The organism is Glutamicibacter uratoxydans (genome assembly GCF_050753455.1).
Lineage (GTDB): Bacteria > Actinomycetota > Actinomycetes > Actinomycetales > Micrococcaceae > Glutamicibacter > Glutamicibacter uratoxydans_A.
The window spans coordinates 1,789,940-1,805,102 of record NZ_CP192736.1 but is presented as its reverse complement, the minus strand read 5'-3'; the positions used below and the strand labels follow the sequence as shown (position 1 = coordinate 1,805,102).

General features: G+C 61.0%; 16 protein-coding genes. All 16 read left to right on the top strand.

Translation table 11 applies throughout. The features are described from left to right. Window positions 1–27: 27 nt before the first annotated feature. Complete coding sequence (gene aroB, locus ACQQZ8_RS08235) at window positions 28–1,119, top strand: 3-dehydroquinate synthase (protein WP_431709362.1); 1,092 nt, start codon at window positions 28–30, stop codon at window positions 1,117–1,119. Beyond that, the gene (locus tag ACQQZ8_RS08230; RefSeq protein WP_431709361.1) at window positions 1,116–1,664 is read left to right on the top strand and encodes a tetratricopeptide repeat protein; all 549 of its coding nucleotides are present in this window, start codon (window positions 1,116–1,118) and stop codon (window positions 1,662–1,664) included. Before aroB ends, ACQQZ8_RS08230 begins: the two co-directional genes overlap by 4 nt. Before the next feature lie 76 nt (window positions 1,665–1,740). After that, window positions 1,741–2,301 carry an elongation factor P gene (gene efp / locus ACQQZ8_RS08225; protein WP_431709360.1) on the top strand — a complete coding sequence of 187 codons (561 nt, stop codon included), beginning with the start codon at window positions 1,741–1,743 and terminating at the stop codon, window positions 2,299–2,301. Then, on the top strand, window positions 2,301–2,711 hold the full coding sequence (gene nusB, locus ACQQZ8_RS08220; protein WP_431709359.1) for a transcription antitermination factor NusB: 411 nt from the start codon (window positions 2,301–2,303) through the stop codon (window positions 2,709–2,711). Before efp ends, nusB begins: the two co-directional genes overlap by 1 nt. Before the next feature lie 327 nt (window positions 2,712–3,038). Beyond that, window positions 3,039–3,737: an AfsR/SARP family transcriptional regulator gene (locus ACQQZ8_RS08215; RefSeq protein WP_431709358.1), complete on the top strand. Its 699-nt coding sequence runs from the start codon at window positions 3,039–3,041 to the stop codon at window positions 3,735–3,737. Window positions 3,738–3,918: 181 nt separating this feature from the next. Next, entirely contained in the window at window positions 3,919–4,491 is a 573-nt protein-coding gene (pyrR, locus tag ACQQZ8_RS08210) for a bifunctional pyr operon transcriptional regulator/uracil phosphoribosyltransferase PyrR (RefSeq protein ID WP_431709357.1), read from the top strand. After that, window positions 4,488–5,459: an aspartate carbamoyltransferase catalytic subunit gene (locus ACQQZ8_RS08205; protein ID WP_431709356.1), complete on the top strand. Its 972-nt coding sequence runs from the start codon at window positions 4,488–4,490 to the stop codon at window positions 5,457–5,459. The genes pyrR and ACQQZ8_RS08205 overlap by 4 nt, the downstream gene beginning before the upstream one ends. Window positions 5,460–5,463: 4 nt before the next feature. Continuing rightward, the gene (locus ACQQZ8_RS08200) at window positions 5,464–6,765 is read left to right on the top strand and encodes a dihydroorotase (RefSeq protein ID WP_431709355.1); all 1,302 of its coding nucleotides are present in this window, start codon (window positions 5,464–5,466) and stop codon (window positions 6,763–6,765) included. Beyond that, window positions 6,766–7,269, top strand: a complete 504-nt coding sequence (locus ACQQZ8_RS08195) for a hypothetical protein (protein ID WP_431709354.1) — start codon at window positions 6,766–6,768, stop codon at window positions 7,267–7,269. After that, a complete protein-coding gene (gene carA, locus ACQQZ8_RS08190; protein WP_431709353.1) occupies window positions 7,269–8,438 on the top strand; it encodes a glutamine-hydrolyzing carbamoyl-phosphate synthase small subunit in 1,170 nt (389 codons plus the stop codon). Before ACQQZ8_RS08195 ends, carA begins: the two co-directional genes overlap by 1 nt. Next, complete coding sequence (gene carB, locus ACQQZ8_RS08185) at window positions 8,438–11,716, top strand: carbamoyl-phosphate synthase large subunit (protein ID WP_431709352.1); 3,279 nt, start codon at window positions 8,438–8,440, stop codon at window positions 11,714–11,716. The genes carA and carB overlap by 1 nt, the downstream gene beginning before the upstream one ends. Beyond that, on the top strand, window positions 11,709–12,542 hold the full coding sequence (pyrF, locus tag ACQQZ8_RS08180) for an orotidine-5'-phosphate decarboxylase (RefSeq protein WP_431709351.1): 834 nt from the start codon (window positions 11,709–11,711) through the stop codon (window positions 12,540–12,542). Before carB ends, pyrF begins: the two co-directional genes overlap by 8 nt. 138 nt (window positions 12,543–12,680) lie before the next feature. Beyond that, window positions 12,681–13,016 carry an integration host factor, actinobacterial type gene (mihF, locus tag ACQQZ8_RS08175; protein ID WP_431709350.1) on the top strand — a complete coding sequence of 112 codons (336 nt, stop codon included), beginning with the start codon at window positions 12,681–12,683 and terminating at the stop codon, window positions 13,014–13,016. A gap of 3 nt (window positions 13,017–13,019) precedes the next feature. Further along, entirely contained in the window at window positions 13,020–13,583 is a 564-nt protein-coding gene (gmk, locus tag ACQQZ8_RS08170; RefSeq protein WP_431709349.1) for a guanylate kinase, read from the top strand. 10 nt (window positions 13,584–13,593) lie between these two features. Beyond that, window positions 13,594–13,851 carry a DNA-directed RNA polymerase subunit omega gene (gene rpoZ / locus ACQQZ8_RS08165; RefSeq protein WP_431709348.1) on the top strand — a complete coding sequence of 86 codons (258 nt, stop codon included), beginning with the start codon at window positions 13,594–13,596 and terminating at the stop codon, window positions 13,849–13,851. Between the two features lie 71 nt (window positions 13,852–13,922). Then, the gene (gene coaBC / locus ACQQZ8_RS08160) at window positions 13,923–15,125 is read left to right on the top strand and encodes a bifunctional phosphopantothenoylcysteine decarboxylase/phosphopantothenate--cysteine ligase CoaBC (RefSeq protein WP_431709347.1); all 1,203 of its coding nucleotides are present in this window, start codon (window positions 13,923–13,925) and stop codon (window positions 15,123–15,125) included. The last annotated feature ends 38 nt before the right edge of the window (window positions 15,126–15,163 follow it).

The following is a 15,163-nucleotide window of genomic DNA, read 5'->3' as shown; positions in this document are numbered from 1 at the left end:
ATCAGCACCACAGGAGGATCTCAACGGATGCCTTTAGCACCCACCACACTTCAGGTCACCGGAAACACTCCGGAAGCCAATTACCCGGTTCTGATCGGCAACGGTTTGCTCGGCGAACTTCCCGGGCTGCTGCCGGTTAATGTCAAGAAAGTTTTGATCATTCACCCGCGTGCCCTACGCACCACCGGGGACTTGGTCAAGGATGAACTTGACGCCCAAGGGTACACGGCAATGACCGCCGAAATCCCCGACGCCGAAGAAGGCAAGCACATTCAGGTGGCCGCCTTCTGCTGGGAAGTTTTGGGGAAGAACGATTTCACCCGCAGCGATGCGATCATTTCCGTCGGCGGCGGCGCAGTCACCGACGTGGCCGGTTTTGTGGCCGCGACCTGGTTGCGTGGCGTGAAGGTCATTCACATCCCCACCTCACTACTGGGAATGGTTGACGCCGCCGTGGGCGGTAAAACCGGAATTAACACCGCCGAAGGCAAGAACCTGGTCGGGGCTTTCCACCCGCCCACCGCCGTGCTGGCAGACCTCGATAGCCTAGCTACCCTCCCCAAAAACGAACTGGTCACCGGTTTAGCCGAAGCGGTTAAATGCGGTTTCATCAAGGATGAACGGATCCTGGAACTCATCGAAGAGGACCCGGCCGACGCCATTGACCCGGCCAGTGACCGGCTACGTGAAATTATCGAGCGCACCATCGCGGTGAAGGTCGATGTGGTCTCCCGGGATCTGAAGGAAAACGGGGAACGCGAGTTCTTGAACTACGGCCACACCCTGGCGCACTCTATTGAACTGGCCGAACGTTACGCGATGCGCCACGGCGCCGCGGTGTCCATCGGCCTGTGTTTCGCCGCCGAATTGGGCCGCTCGGTGGGTTATACCTCCGATGCTGTGGCCGATCGCCACGTCTCCATCCTCTCCTCCTTGGGGCTACCCACCACTTACCGCAACGACCGGTGGGCCGCACTCTTAGACGGAATGAAACGCGATAAGAAGGCCCGCGGAGATCAGCTACGCTTCGTGGTCTTGGAGGACATCGGCCGGCCACGAATTTATGAGGTCCCCGATAACTCGCTGCTCTTCGCCGCATACCAGGAGATTGGGGAGTGACCATGATGGATGTGCGACACGATTCTCTGCACTTCGACGTCGCCTCGGTCAACCGCCAGGGCGTGGATACCAGCATCGCCGGGATTCTGATTGACCCACAGACCATGCGCGCTTTTGTGGCCGACGAAGCCGCCGCCCAGCGTTCCATGGAAGTGGGTTCACCCACCGATCAGGTGGTCATTCACCTGGCTCGCGGTGAACTCTCACAGGCCGGCGAAATGATCGCCGAGCAGCGTCTGCTCGATCCGATGAACGCTCACCTGCGGGTATTGGATACCGAATTAACCCGTATTCAAGGTGATTTGCATCGCGCGATCCACCGGTTGCGCAAGCTCGCCGAGGAGTTCGCCGGCACCGAATATGAGGCACTCATGTTGCATCATCTGGGCATGGCTTTCTACGAAACCGGTGACTACCGCGCGGCAATCACCCGGTTTTCGCTGGCACTGGAACAGCGTCAGGCCATCGATTCGCCCGAACACCTGTTGCAGGCATCGCGCATCTGCCTAGAAGTTGCCCAAGAGCGCTTGCAAGCCAGCGCCTAAGCCAATGCGCTACACTGGACAATGGTTTTTTGACAAAGGCTGGCGCGAGCTGGCTGCATAAGAGGATTGAGGACTCGTGGGAGATACGACTGACATCAAAAACGGTCAGGTCATTAAGATCGATGGCCAGCTGTGGACCATCATCGAATTCCAGCACGTAAAGCCGGGCAAGGGTGGCGCGTTCGTGCGCACCAAGATGCGTAACGTGCTCACCGGCCGTGTGCAGGACAAGACCTACAACGCCGGCGCGAAGATTGAGACCGCCAACGTTGATCGCCGCGACTACCAGTACCTCTACCAGGACGGTGAAGACTTCGTCTTCATGAACCTGGATGACTACGACCAGGTGACCGTCGCTGCCGCCACCGTGGGCGACGCCGCAGACTACATGCTGGAAAACCAGGAACTGACCATCGCCATGTACGATGGCAACCCACTGTACGTGGAACTGCCACCGTCGGTAGTTTTGGAAATTACCTACACCGAGCCTGGCTTGCAGGGCGATCGTTCCTCGGCCGGCACCAAGCCAGCCACCTTGGAAACCGGTAAGGAAATCCAGGTTCCACTGTTCGTGGATCAGAACACCAAGGTCAAGGTTGATACCCGCACCGGCGATTATCTAGGACGTGTCTCCTAGTGAGTGCCCGCGCCAAGGCTCGCCGGCGGGCCCTGGAATTCCTGTTTGAAGCCGAACAGCGCGACGCCGACCCGTTGCAGGTCGCCATTTCGCGCCGCGAAAACTCCGAAATTGTGCTCAACGAATACTCGTTGACCATTATGGAGGGCGTGATGGCGCACCGCGAACGTATCGATGAGATCTTAGAGAGCTACGTTCGCGGCTGGACCATTGAGCGGATGCCCGCGGTCGACCGGGTGGCACTGCGCATCGGGATTTGGGAACTGTTGTACAACGACGAGATTCCCGACGCGGTTGCCGTGTCCGAGGCGGTCGCCAACGTTCGTGAACTGTCCACCGACGACTCTCCGGAATTCGTCAACGGTGTGCTGGGGCGGATCCAGCAGATCAAGGACACCTTGATCGACTAATCCCTCACCTCTTAAACGGTCGTGGTGTACACCCTAAAAAAGGGGTGGGCACCACGACCTTTGGCGTTAAAGATCCGCGCCCGCACCAACATGTCGCCTAGCGCGGGGTCCCGCTGGGGAGCAGCAGCCCCGGAGCACCGGCAGGCTCGCACCGGTGACTAGCGTGGGCGCAGATCGCGCAGACGCAAAACAAGCTATTGGTGATAACCCCAGCACCTTCGCTCGATGCATTGACGCGGCCCACAGCGGCTGAAACAGTACAAAGATAGACCGGTGGCGAGGGTCAAAGTGCTGAGCGCTTCCATGCGGGGCGAGGGGGATCGAGCGATGAGGCCGCAATTTAAGCTACAGCTACTTCTTCGGTGGGGTTTAACCTCCTGCGGACGACGGATCCCCTTATGCCTGCGCGAACAACGCGTGCTCGCCCTGTTGGCCGTACGCGGCGCTTTACCGCGCCCGCGGCTGGCCGGCACGCTGTGGCCCGACAGCACCGATTCGCGGGCGCTGGATAGTTTGCGGGTGAGTCTGCACCACATTCATCGACAAGCCGCGGGCCTGGTGCTCTGCTCCGATGGTTGGCTGGAAATCAGCGAGCACACCCAGATAGATTACCGGCAACTGGCAGAGTCTCTGACGCACTGGGGCAGCGTGGGTCAGTTGCACCCCGGTGAGGTGGAGCAGCTCCTGCAGGCCGGGGAGCTACTGCCGGACTGGGATGATCTGTGGTTACTTCCCGAGCAACAACAATGGCGGGCCTTGCGGGCCGAAACTTTGCAACACTGCGCCGGATGCTTACTGGGCACCGACCGCGCGGACTGTGCGGTGCGCTTAGCCCGCCAGGCGCTGGTTTTGGACCCGCTGAGCGAAAGGGCCGCCAGCACGCTCGCTTTGGCCGAGGCACGCCAAGGGCATCGGGCCGCCGCGGCGGCCGAACTCTTAGCGTTCATCGACCGGCTGCAAATGGACTTAGGGATGAGCCCGGGCCCGGAAATCACGCACACCCTAGCCCAATTACGCAGCGGCTAAGCTGCCCGCAAGTGCACCGGCCGAAACCCACACCTAGGCGCGGTGTGGGCGATCCCATAGCCTATTCATCGCCATGCATGGGTAATCAGCTAGGGGATGAGTGCACGCCCGTGATAATTTCTAAGAAGCAATATTCCTTTAAGATCGTCCCGTGAGGCGAAGAAGGGAGAGATGCACCCAGATGAGCGAAATTTCCTCAGCGTCACCGGCGGCACGCACCGTGCTGAATTCCGATGACATTGAACGAGTCCTCACACGCATCGCCTTCGAGATTATTGAGGCCAATAAGGGTACCAAGGACTTAGTCCTACTGGGCATCCCGCGCCGCGGTTTTCCGTTAGCCCAACGGCTGGCCGAACGCATCGCCGCATCCTCCGCCGAAGGCATCGCCCCCGAATCTCTGGTGGGCCAGCTCGATATCACCATGTACCGCGATGATTTACGGCACTCTTCTACCCGCACCCCGGCTCCCACACGGCTACCGGCGGAAGGGATCGATGGCAAAGTAGTAGTGCTGGTCGATGACGTCCTCTATTCGGGACGCACCATCCGCGCGGCACTGGACGCACTCGCGGACTGGGGCCGGCCGCGGATTGTCCGGCTCGCCGTGTTGGTGGACCGTGGACACCGTGAACTACCGATCCGGGCCGACCATGTGGGCAAGAACCTGCCCACCGCGAAAAGCGAAAAGGTCCGGGTTCATTTGCGTGAGACCGATGAACACAATGAGGTCATCATCGAGGCGGGGGCATGAAACACCTGATTTCTACCGCGGATCTTACGCGTGCCGAAGCGATCCAAATCCTCGATATTGCCGAAGAAATGCGCGCCTACGGCACCCGCGACGTAAAGAAGCTTCCGGCGCTGCGCGGACGCACCGTGGTGAACCTGTTCTTCGAAGATTCCACGCGCACCCGGATCTCATTTGAGGCTGCCGCCAAACGTTTGAGCGCGGACGTGATCAACTTCTCCGCCAAGGGCTCCTCGGTGTCCAAGGGCGAGTCGCTGAAAGACACCGCACAAACCCTGCTGGCCATCGGTGCGGATGCCGTGGTGATTCGACACCCGGACTCCGGCGCCCCGGCACGGCTGGCCGCCACCGACTGGATCGGATTGCCGATTGTCAACGCGGGCGATGGCACCCACGAACACCCCACCCAAGCGCTCCTGGACGCCTTCACCCTGCGCCGGCAGCTTTCGCTCCGCAATGGTCGTGAGGCCCAAGGTCAGGGCTTGGATGGGCTGAAGGTCGCCATTGTCGGGGACATTCTGCACAGCCGGGTGGCCCGCTCCAACCTGTGGCTGCTCAAAACGCTGGGCGCCGAGGTCACCATGGTGGCCCCACCCACCCTGCTGCCGGTGGGCGCGCACGCCTGGCCGTGCACCATCAGCTACGACCTCGATGAGGTCATTGCCTCCGGGGTGGACGCGCTGATGATGTTACGGGTGCAGGGGGAGCGGATGCACGCGGCCTACTTCCCGAACCCGCGCGAATACTCGCGCTACTGGGGGTTGGATGATGCCCGGCTCGCCGCGCTGGATGCTGCGGGTGATGAAACCCTGATTATGCACCCGGGCCCGATGAATCGTGGTCTGGAAATCTCTTCGGCCGCCGCGGATTCACCGCGCTCGACCGTGCTGGACCAGGTCACCAATGGTGTGGCCGTGCGAATGGCCAGCCTCTATATGCTCCTCTCCGGCGACTTGATCAAGGAAAGCTAGGTCCATGAACTATCTGATTCGTCACGCCAACATTTTGGGCGAAGAAACCGCGGATGTGTTGATCGTTGATGGGCTGATCGCCCAGATCGGCGCCGGGCTGGAGGCCGAAGACGCCCACGTGATCGATGCCAGCGGCCAGGTGCTGCTGCCCGGACTGGTGGATCCGCATACGCACCTGCGCGAACCTGGCCGGGAAGACGCTGAAACCGTGGAAACCGGGTCCAAGGCCGCAGCCAAGGGCGGTTTCACCGCAGTGCACGCCATGGCCAACTCCACCCCGGTGGCCGACACCGCCGGGGTAGTGGAGCAGGTCTATGAGCTGGGACGGCGTGCTGGCTGGGTGGATGTGCGCCCGGTAGGTGCGGTCACCGTGGGACTGGCCGGTGAACAGCTCAGCGAAATCGGGGCGATGGCCGACTCGCGGGCCGCGGTGAAAATGTTCTCCGATGACGGGATCTGCGTGTGGGATCCGCTGTTGATGCGCCGCGCCCTGGAATATGTGAAGGCCTTCGACGGGGTGATTGCCCAGCACGCGCAGGAGCCACGGCTAACCGAGGGCGCCCAGATGAACGAGGGTGAAGTCTCCGCGGACTTAGGCTTGGGCGGTTGGCCGGCCGTAGCCGAGGAATCGATCATCGCCCGCGATGTGCTCTTAGCCGAGCATGTGGGGGCACGGCTACACATTTGCCACGTGTCCACCGCTGGCAGTGTGGAGATCATCCGTTGGGCCAAGGCCCGCGGAATTCAGGTGACCGCCGAGGTCACCCCACACCATCTGCTGCTCACCGACGAGTTGGTGCGCAGCTACGACCCGGTGTACAAGGTGAACCCGCCCTTGCGCCGGGCCAGTGATGTGCAGGCGCTGCGCGCGGCTGTGGCCGATGGCACCATCGATGTCATCGGTACCGATCACGCCCCGCACACCGCCGAAACCAAGGAATGCGAGTGGGGTGCTGCCGCGATGGGGATGACCGGTCTGGAGACCGCCCTGTCAATCGTGCAGCACACGCTGGTGGACACCGGGCTGATCGGCTGGAAGGACGTGGCCCGGATTACTTCCAGCGCCCCGGCCGCCATCGGTCGGCTCACCGATCAGGGCCGCCCCATCGCGGTGGGTGAACCGGCGAACCTGACCTTGGTGGACCCGGCCGTGCGCTGGATCGTGGACCCCTACGCAATGGAAACCAAGGGCCGGAACTCACCGTTTGCCGGCATGGAACTACCGGGCCAGGTGCGCGCCACCTTCTACCACGGTCACCCCACGGTGCTCGACGGGGAATTGGCCACCCCACGGAGCAGCAACTAAATGAACTCGTATGTCTTTTCCATTGGCCTGACCCTGGCGGTCATCATCGCCGCGGTGGTGCTGATCTGGCTCGGGTGGCGCAACCGGATCCGCCGCCAAAGTCAGGTCCCGGCGCCCTATGAGAACTTCGAAGATGTGGAAGTGCACCGCTTCGAAGGGATGTATGTCTGCACCACCGGCGGGGAGGATTGGCTGGACCGCATCGCGGTGCACGGGCTAGGTGTGCGCGGCAACGCGGACCTGGTCATCGGTGAACGCGGAGTGCATTTCATGCGCGGCGGCAATGACGTGCACATCCCCTACAGCGCCTTAACCCGGTTGAAGCGGGCGAGCGGCATGGCCGGGAAGTTTGTGGAGAAGGACGGGCTGGTCGTTGTGGGTTGGGCCAAGGACGAGGCCGAGTTCGACACCGGGTTTCGCGCCCGCTACCACACGGATATCGCAAAGATTTATCAGTTGCTTGCATCACAGATCGATGATGAAGCAGAGCAGGAGACAAACTAGTGAATACTCAAAGCACCCCAGAAGCAGTGCTGGTGTTGGAAGATGGTCGCATCTTCCGTGGACGCAGCTACGGCGCGGTGGGCACAACCCTCGGTGAAGCGGTATTCACCACCGGCATGACCGGGTACCAGGAAACCCTGACTGATCCCTCCTACGCCCACCAGATCGTGGTGCAGACCTTCCCGCATATCGGAAACACCGGGGTGAACGACGAAGACCCGGAGTCCACCCGGATGTGGGCCGCCGGCTACGTAGTGCGTGAAGCCTCCCGCCGTCCCAGCAACTGGCGCAGTGTGCGCACCTTGGAAGATGATCTGATCAGCAACAACATTGTGGGCATCGAACGCATCGACACCCGCGCCCTGACCCGTCACCTGCGCGAAGCGGGGGCGATGAAGGCTGGGATCTTCTCCGGTGCAGCCGCTGACCGTCCGGAGGCCGAACTGGTGGCCGAGGTGGCCGCACAGCCTTCGATGGCCGGACGCAATATCTCCGCCGAAGTATCGGTGGATGAAGCCTACTTCGTCGAGCCCAAGGATCATGGCTGGGACGGAGAAGTGAAGCACACCGTGGCAGCCATCGACCTAGGTATCAAGGCGATGACCCCGATCCGCTTGGCCGAACGCGGGATGCGCGTGCACGTGCTGCCGCACGATGCCAACTTGGAAGACATCAAGGCCACCGGTGCCTCGGGCGTGTTCTTCTCCAACGGCCCCGGTGACCCGGCCACCGCCACCGAACAAATCGAACTGGTCCGCGAAGTGCTCGATGCCGGTATCCCATACTTCGGGATCTGCTTCGGTAACCAGATCCTGGGCCGTGCGCTAGGTTTGGACACCTACAAACTGCGTTTTGGTCACCGCGGGATCAACCAGCCGGTGAAGGTGAAGGAAACCGGGCAGGTAGAAATCACCAGCCAGAATCACGGTTTCGCCGTCGACGCCCCGCTGGAAGGCACTTTCACCGCACCCATCGAGCGTTTTGGCAACGTAGAGGTCTCTCACTACTCGCTGAACGATCAGGTGGTTGAGGGACTGCGCTGCCTGGATATCCCGGCGTTCTCGGTGCAGTACCACCCCGAGGCAGCCTCCGGCCCCCACGATGCGGCAAACCTCTTTGACCGCTTCGCCGATGTACTGGACAACTTTGCAGGTAAGGACAACAAGTAATGCCAAAGCGTACCGATCTGAACTCAGTATTGGTCATCGGTTCCGGCCCGATCGTCATCGGTCAGGCCGCCGAATTTGATTACTCCGGTACTCAGGCACTGCGCGTGCTGAAGGAGGAGGGCCTGCGGGTCATCCTGGTCAACTCCAACCCGGCCACCATCATGACCGACCCGGAGTTCGCCGACGCCACCTACGTGGAACCGATCACCCCGGAAGTGGTCGAGCAGATTATTGCCAAGGAACGCCCGGATGCGATCCTGCCAACCCTGGGTGGGCAGACCGCACTGAACACCGCGATCGCCCTGGATAAGAACGGCGTGCTGAAGAAGTACGACGTGGAACTCATTGGCGCGAACATCGAAGCCATTGAACTGGGTGAAGACCGCGAGAAGTTCAAGGGCGTGGTGGAGCGTTGTGGCGCCGAATCGGCCAAGTCGATCATCGTGCACACCATGGACGAAGCCTTTGCGGCAGTGGAGGAGCTGAAGTACCCGGTAGTGGTCCGTCCGTCCTTCACCATGGGTGGGCTGGGCTCCGGTATGGCCTACAACCCCGAGGATCTGCGCCGCATCGCCGGCGCCGGTCTGCAGTACTCGCCAACCACCGAGGTGCTCCTGGAGGAGTCCATCCTGGGCTGGAAGGAATACGAGCTGGAGATGATGCGCGACAAGAACGACAATGTCGTGGTCGTGTGCTCCATCGAAAACTTTGACCCGGTAGGCGTGCACACCGGCGATTCGATCACCGTGGCCCCGGCCATGACGCTGACCGACCGCGAATACCAGAAGCTGCGTGACATCTCCATCGCGGTGATCCGCGAGGTGGGTGTGGACACCGGTGGCTGCAATATCCAGTTCGCCATCGAACCCGACACCGGGCGTGTGGTCGTCATCGAAATGAACCCGCGGGTTTCGCGTTCCTCCGCGCTGGCCTCCAAGGCCACCGGTTTCGCGATCGCCAAGATTGCGACCAAGGTCTCCCTGGGGTACACCCTGGATGAAATCCAGAACGATATCACCAAGAAGACCCCGGCCTCCTTCGAACCAGCCTTAGACTATGTCGTGGTGAAGGTCCCACGCTTCGCCTTTGAGAAGTTCCCGGCCGCCGACGCCACCCTGACCACCACCATGAAGTCGGTGGGCGAGGCGATGAGCCTGGGCCGTAACTTCACCGAGGCGCTGCAGAAGGCGCTGCGCTCCTTGGAGCAGAAGGGCAGCGAACTGTCCTTCGAGCCACTGCGCGAAGAGGACATCCCCGAGGTCTTGAAGAAGATCGAAGTGGGCACCACCGAGCGGCTCTCCCTAGTGCAGCGCGCGCTGCTCTCCGGGGTGTCCATCGAAACCCTCTACGAAGCCAGCGCCATCGACCCTTGGTTCCTCGATCAGCTGCAGCTGATCAACGAAACTGCCGCGATGGTGGCCGCATCAAAGAACCTGAACGCCGAGGTGCTGCGCGAGGCGAAGCGTCATGGCTTCTCCGATGCGCAGATCGCCAAGCTCACCGGCAACTCCGAGGCCGTGGTGCGCGGGGTGCGTCACGCACTGGATATCCGCCCGGTGTACAAGACCGTGGACACGTGCGCCGCCGAATTCGAGGCCTACACCCCGTACCTGTACTCCTCCTACGATGAGGAAAACGAGGTGGCAACCCACGAGAAGAAGTCGGTGATCATCCTCGGCTCCGGACCAAACCGCATCGGCCAGGGCATCGAGTTCGACTACTCCTGCGTGCACGCGGTGATGGCCTTGCGTGAGGCCGGATACGAGACCGTGATGGTCAACTGCAACCCGGAAACCGTCTCCACCGACTACGACATCTCCGACCGTCTCTACTTCGAGCCGTTGAGCTTGGAAGACGTGCTGGAGATCATCCACGCCGAAGAGCAGTCCGGCGGGGTGCTCGGTGTGTTCGTCCAGCTGGGCGGACAAACCCCGCTGAAGCTGGCCGCGGAACTGAAGGCCGCCGGCGTGCCAATCCTGGGCACCTCCCCAGAGGCCATCGACTTGGCTGAACACCGTGGCGCCTTCCAGCAGGTGCTGGATCAGGCCGGTCTGGTGGCCCCGAAGAACGGCACGGCCGTCTCCTTCAAGGATGCCAAGCGGATCGCCGATGAGATTGGTTACCCGGTACTGGTGCGCCCAAGCTACGTGCTGGGCGGGCGCGGCATGGAGATCGTCTATGACGAGGCGAACCTGGCTCGCTACATCGCCAACGCCACGGAAATCACCGTGGATCACCCGGTATTGGTGGACCGCTTCTTGGAAGACGCCATCGAAATCGACGTGGATGCACTCTTTGATGGCACCGAACTGTACATGGGCGGCATCATGGAGCACATCGAGGAAGCCGGTATTCACTCCGGCGACTCGGCCTGTGTGCTGCCCCCGATCACTCTGGGCCACGATGTGCGTGAAAAGGTGCGCGAAGCAACCCGCGCCATCGCCGAAGGTGTGGGTGTGCGTGGTCTGATCAACATCCAGTTCGCACTGGCCGGGGACATCCTCTACGTGATTGAAGCCAACCCACGGGCTAGCCGCACCGTACCGTTCACTTCCAAGGCCACCGGCGTTCAGCTGGCCAAGGCCGCGGCCATGATCGGTGTGGGCAAAACTATCGCGGATCTGCGTGGCGTACTGCTGCCAGCCACCGGTGATGGCACCCACCTGCCAGAAACCGCACCAGTAGCTGTGAAGGAAGCCGTACTGCCCTTCAGCCGATTCCGCACCCCAGAAGGTAAGGTCGTCGACTCGCTGCTCGGCCCGGAAATGCGCTCCACCGGTGAAGTGATGGGTATCGATAAATACTTCGACACCGCCTTCGCTAAGTCCCAGGCAGCAGCCAATAACCCGCTGCCCACCGCCGGCAAGGTATTCGTTTCGGTCACTAACCGGGACAAGCGTTCGATCGTGTTGCCGGTCAAGCACCTGGCCGATAACGGCTTTGAGATCGTCTCCACCGGCGGAACCGCCCAGGTGCTGCGCCGCAACGGTATCCCGACCACCGTGGTGAAGAAGGTCCATGAGGGCGGGGAAACCATCGTGGATATGATCACCGAAGGGGAGATCGGGCTCATCTTGAACACCCCTTCGGGCTCCGAGGCCCGCGGGGACGGTTATGAGATCCGTGCCGCTGCGACCAGTGTGGGCACCCCGATCATCACCACCGTGGCCGAATTCGGTGCCGCGGTGCAGGCGATCAGCGCGCTGCGTCACTACAACTGGGATGTCACCAGCTTGCAGGAGCACCCAGATCTGCTCTCGGATGTGAGCAATGTCTAATTTCGGTACCACCCTACGCGTGGCCATGGACACCCATGGCCCGCTCTGTGTGGGCATCGACCCACACCCCGGGCTGCTTGAAGCTTGGGGTGTGGGGGATACCGTGACCGGGTTGCGCCGTTTCTCACTCGATGCCATCGAAGCTTTGAGTGGCGTGGCGGCGATCGTCAAACCACAGGTGGCACTCTATGAGCGTTTCGGTTCGGCAGGTTTTGCGGTGCTCGAAGAAACCTTGGCGCTGGCTAAGGAAAAGAACCTGCTGACCTTGGCTGATGCTAAGCGCGGGGATATTGGTTCAACCATGGCTGCGTATGCCAGCGCCTGGCTGAGCGATTCGTCCCCGTTGGCTGCCGACGCGGTGACGCTCAGCCCGTACCTGGGGTACGAGTCGCTGCGCCCGGCCCTTGACCTAGCCGCAGAAACTGGCCGGGGTGTGTTCGTCTTGGGGCTGACCTCCAATCCGGAAGGTCCTAGCGTGCAGCATGTGGGCGGGGATGCTTCGGTGGCCAAGCGCATCATCGACGCGGTCACCGCAGAGAACGCGCAAGCCGATGAGTTGGGCCACGTGGGACTGGTCATTGGTGCCACGGTGGGCGATGCCCCGGCCAAATTGGGTATTGATTTGGCCGCCAGCAAGGCACCGCTGTTGACTCCGGGGCTCGGTGCTCAAGGAGCGACGGCACGTGATCTTGCCGACTCTTTCGCCGGGTGTTTTTCTCAGGTGTTAGCTACCAGCAGCCGAGATATTCTCAAGGCCGGACCGGACCTTGCCGCTCTGCGTGCTCGCGCGGTGGCGGTCCGTGAGGAATTGATCTCTGTAAGTTAACCGTTTTGGGTAGTCAGATCGCGCTGTGGCAACTAAAGTTTCTGGTAGCCACAGCGCGATTACTCTTGCAATCGAGGCAATTGCTGGTTACGTTGACAACATGGCCTTAGTCCACAACTCGATGAAGGATGGCTAAAAATGGTACTACGAGAACTATCAGATGAAGATCGGATCCGTGCTCGTGCCAAGGCGCTAGCAGCCCGAACCCGCCGTGCCGAAATCAAAGCCCAATTCAGCACCGGCAAAATCTCCATCACCGAAGTACTAGACTTGGTGTACGAAGATGAAGCAGTAGGGCGCATGCGTGTCATGGACCTGCTCGAATCGGTACCCGGCGTGGGCGAAGTCCGTGCCGCCAACCTGTTGGATCGCCTGGGCATTTCCCCTTCGCGCCGACTGCGTGGGCTGGGACGTAAACAGCGTGTGGCCATCACCGAGCACTTCAAGCAATCGCCACCCAAAACGAAAGCGTAGTCAATGACCCCAGCGTCGGTAACAGTTCTAGCCGGCCCCACGGCCGTAGGCAAGGGAACAGTCTCCACCTACATCCGTGAGAACTATCCGCAGGTCTGGTTGTCGGTTTCGGCAACGACCCGTGATCCGCGCCCGGGGGAGGTGGAAGGGGTTCACTACTTCTTTGTGGGCCCACAACGCTTTGGCGAGCTTGTCGAATCGGGCGAGATGCTCGAATGGGCGGTCGTGCACGGCCAAAACAGTTACGGCACGATCCGTTCAACGGTCGAAAAGGCTGTGGCCGAGGGTAAGAAGGTCCTGTTAGAGATCGATCTGCAAGGTGCCCGTCAGGTCAAAGAGACCATGCCGGATGCGCAGTTCGTGTTCTTGGCCCCGCCTTCCTGGGACGAATTGGTGCGGCGTTTGATCGGTCGCGGCACCGAAACCACCGAAGAACAGCAGCGGCGTCTAGAAACCGCTAAACTAGAACTTGCAGCGGAATCCGAATTCGACGTCACCATTGTCAATGACAGTGTGTCGCGTGCCGCCGAAGAGCTTGTGGCCCGTATGGGGCTAAACGAAAAATAAGGGGAGTCTTGTGACTGAAAACCTCGAAGGAATCATTAATCCTTCAATTGACTCATTGCTGACCAAGGAAGAGTCAAAGTACGCGCTGGTGCTGAATTCGGCTAAGCGCGCCCGCCAGATCAACGCCTACTACGCACAGCTGAATGAAGGCCTGTTCGAGTACGTTGGCCCACTGGTGGAAACTAAGCTCAACGAAAAGCCGTTGACTATTGCTCTGCGCGAGCTGAACGAGGGCCTGCTGAAGGTCACTCCGGCCGAAGCCGAGTAGTACCCACATCGCATGGATGGCGTCCCACTTCATTGGTGGGCGCCATCCGCTTTTAACCTTGAGGATTGTTCTTGAAGAGAATTGTGCTGGGCGTCTCCGCCGGAATCGCTGCCTATAAGTCCGTGCTCCTGCTCCGCCTGCTGCGCGAAGCCGGACACCATGTAGATGTCATCCCGACCGATAATGTCGCCCAGTTCGTGGGCAATGCGACTTTTGAGGCGCTCAGCGGTAACCCAGTGACCTCCAACGTCTTTGACGCGGTGGACACCGTGAACCATGTGCGCTTGGGGCAAGAGGCCGATCTGGTGCTGGTGGTTCCAGCTACTGCCGATCTGTTGGCTAAGGCCGCGACCGGGTTGGCCGATGATCTGCTCACCGGCACCCTGTTGGCCACCCAAGCCCCGGTGGTGATGGCCCCGGCCATGCACACCGAAATGTGGCAGCATCCCGCGACCACCGCCAACGTTGCTACCTTGCGCGAACGCGGTGTACACATTATCGAACCGGCGGTGGGACGCCTCACCGGCAAGGATTCCGGGCCTGGACGACTTCCAGAACCCGAAGAGATTTTTGAACAGATCCAAAGCTACTTGAACGATCCGGTACTGAAGGGCAAGAAAATCCTGATTACCGCCGGTGGGACACGGGAACCCTTGGACCCGGTGCGTTTCCTAGGCAACCGTTCCTCGGGACGCCAGGGCGTGGCGCTGGCGCAAGCCGCCCGCGACGCTGGAGCGATCGTGACTCTGATCGCGACGCATTTGGAAGTCGCAGCCCCGCACGGGGTAACCCTGATCCATGCCTCCTCGGCATTGGAATTGCGGGAGGCCGTGTTCACCCACGCGCCGGGTCAAGATGTGCTGATCATGAACGCCGCTGTAGCAGACTTCCGCCCGGCCAGCATCGAGACAGCTAAAATTAAGAAACGCGATGAGCACTCGGCACCCATCATTGAGCTGGTGCGTAACCCGGATATTCTCGCTGAAGTTGTTGCCGCTCGAGCTAACGACAGCCAGCTACCGGCCCTGATTGTCGGTTTCGCCGCGGAGACCGGCGATGCCGAAGGGAGCGTGCTGGACTACGGCCGGGCGAAGCTGGCGAAAAAGGGTTGTGAAATCTTGGTGGTGAACGAAGTGGGCGCAACTAAAACCTTCGGCGCCGAAACCAATGACGCCACCATCCTCTTTGCCGACGGAAGTGAAGCGGTCACTGCGGCCGGAAGTAAACTTCAGGTGGCGCGCACCGTCATAAACCAGTTGGCTAACGCAATATAACGCAAAGCACGTGTCATAAGTGATCAGAACCATGTCGC